The 2,601-nt window shown below is 41.0% G+C and carries 3 protein-coding genes; all 3 read right to left on the bottom strand.

The genetic code is table 11. The features are described from left to right. On the bottom strand, positions 1 to 1,058 hold a 1,058-nt coding region (locus tag PHQ42_05490; protein MDD5072151.1), incomplete at its 3' end, for a type II secretion system F family protein. A gap of 78 nt (positions 1,059 to 1,136) precedes the next feature. Then, complete coding sequence (locus PHQ42_05485) at positions 1,137 to 2,159, bottom strand: GDP-mannose 4,6-dehydratase (protein ID MDD5072150.1); 1,023 nt, start codon at positions 2,157 to 2,159, stop codon at positions 1,137 to 1,139. Between the two features lie 123 nt (positions 2,160 to 2,282). Next, the coding region (locus PHQ42_05480; protein MDD5072149.1) for a hypothetical protein at positions 2,283 to 2,601 on the bottom strand (319 nt) is incomplete at its 5' end.

The following is a 2,601-nucleotide window of genomic DNA, read 5'->3' as shown; positions in this document are numbered from 1 at the left end:
AAATCCGCCAATTCAGTTAAAATATTGTCCAATTCCCCGGTTTCCTCGCCGACAGAGATTATCTGATTGACGACTGGCGGAAAAAGTTTGGGGTAGGAGGACACAACTTCGTTTATCTGGCTCCCTTTCTTTATCTTCTCGCTCATTTCGTTAACTGCCTTGCGGTAATGGAGATTTCCTAAAACATTGGCGGTTATCTGGAAAGTTTTTATAATCATAATATCGGTTTTCAGCAAAGTGCTGATGGTTCTGGAAAATTTGGCCAAATTCACTTTTTTCACAATTGGAGAAATAATCGGCATATACAAAACTATCGCCTGCCAATAATATTTGCCTCGGTAAGTCCGCATAATCTGAACAATAACTAAAACAGAAACCACTAATATCCCTGCTACCAGCAGGCCGTTGTTAACAATGGCATCGCTTACGCCGATAAGAACGCGGGTAGCCAAGGGCAATTCGGCGTTAAAAGATTCTAACATTCCGACCATCTGGGGCACTATTTTAACCATCATAAACGTCCCGATGCCACCCATCGCCATCACAATTACGGTTGGATAAGTAAGGGCGCCTTTTACCTTTGAAGACAATTCATGCTGCTTTTTCAGCTGGATATAAAGCTGGACCAAAACGTTTTCTAATTTTCCGGAAACTTCCCCGGCCTCTATCATATTTATAAACAACTCGCCGAACACTTTTTTATGGGGCTTCAAACTTTCGGTAAAACTGGTTCCTTTTTCCACGCTCCCGGCAATCTCTCCAATAATTTTAGCGAAACGCTTATTTGAAGTCTGGGCAGATAAAGTCTTCAGGCCGCTGGCCAAGGAAATCCCCGACTTTAACATTATGCCAAGATACTGGACAAAAAATAATTTTTCTTTTAGGGGCACCCGTGAAAAAACCAAAAGGAAGCTGTTGATTCTGGCCGTTAACGACCCGCCGAATTCAGATTTTTTTTTCTTAACTTCTTTTCCGTTGCCTTTGCCTTCGGCCTGCTTCAAAACATCTTCCGCGCCATTACTTTGGTCGCTTATTTTTTGGGGTAAATTAATAGCCATGTTTTTAAAAATGAAATAATAAAATAATTTAAAAGATTAATCCGTTATTTTTATTTTATTATTTTGTTATTTTTTTATTTAAATCGCATGCTTTGGCCCTTTCAAACCCTTGCTGGCGCGCAGGTCGTCAATGCTTTTTTCCAGTCCTTTTTCCAAAGTAACTACCGGCATCCAGCCCAATTCCTCCCTAACCGCGGTAATATCCGGCAGGCACAAAGGAGTCATAAATAATTTTTCCTCGGCATAAACGATTTTTGATTTTGAGCCTATAATATTTATAATTTTCTGCGCCAAATCAGTTAGGGAAATATCCACATCCGAGCCAACATTCAGGGGGCCGGCTAAATCGCTTTCCATCATTTTAACAACCGCGTCAACCATATCGCTTACATAACAAAAAGAAGAAAAAAAACTTTTATCCCCAAAAATATTCAAGTCTTTATTATCCAAGGCGTCTCTTATAAAATCGGGTATCATCTGATCGTCATCAATCTTCATTCTCGGCCCATAGGTCCTGAAAATACGGATTATTTTCGCGTCAATCCCATAAACGTCTTTATAATTTTTTACCATAGTTTCGGCAAATCTTTTTCCTTCGTCGTATGAACTCCGCTCGGACAACACATCAACCTCCCCAAGTTCATTCTCTTTGATCTTTTTGCTTTCCCCCCGCCTCGGGCCATAAACCACCGAGGAAGAAAATTGCATAAATTTAGCTTCATACTGGCGGGCCAAATCAAGAGTATTTTTTACTCCGTGAGAATTAGCCAAAATATTGGCTATTCTATTTTTGCTAAAATCCCGAGGCGACATCGGACAGGCCAGATTGTAAATTTCCTGAATGCCCTGAAACTGAATTTTAAATTTCTGCAATTCCGGCAATTTTTCCAAATCAATCGGTTCGGTTATGTCGTGCCGGATAAACATAAAATTTTCTTCAGCCAGAAGATGGTCAATGTTTCTCTCGTCGCCGGTGGAAAAATTATCAATACAAATTACTTTACAGGTTTTAACTAATTCGTCGCAAAGATGAGACCCTATAAAGCCGGCTCCGCCAGTCACTAAAACGTTTTTTTTATCAAAAATTGCTCGCTTGGACATATGGTTAAAAAATGAAAAATTAAAAATGAAAAATTAAAAATTTTTAAACTCTTTCAGGCTAACAGAAATATTCTAAAACCCAGCATCCAATATCCCTGCCGGCAGGCAGGCAAAACCTAACACCTAATTTTTAATCACCATTGTCCCCACGCTAACTCCGCCGGTGAATTTTTCCTCATAAGCGTAAAAAGACCCAATCAACTTCCCGTTTGTTTCAAAAACTCTGACATGGGGAGATCCGCCCGGGCCGGCGCCGGTAATAATTTCCGCTAACCCGTCATTGTCAATGTCGCCGGCCGCCACGTTAACTCCGCCGCGGAAATTTTTGTCATAAGCGAAGAATTGGCCCTTCAAATTGGCATGATTGTCAAAAATCCTGATATGCGGGCCGCCGCCGGGACCGGGAGCCGTGATGATTTCATCTTTCTTCTGCGCTACTCCG

This window comes from Patescibacteria group bacterium, assembly GCA_028711655.1.
Lineage (GTDB): Bacteria > Patescibacteriota > Patescibacteriia > Patescibacteriales > JAQTRU01 > JAQTRU01.
The sequence above is the reverse complement of the archived record's forward strand: the minus strand, read 5'-3'. Positions and strand labels throughout refer to the sequence as shown.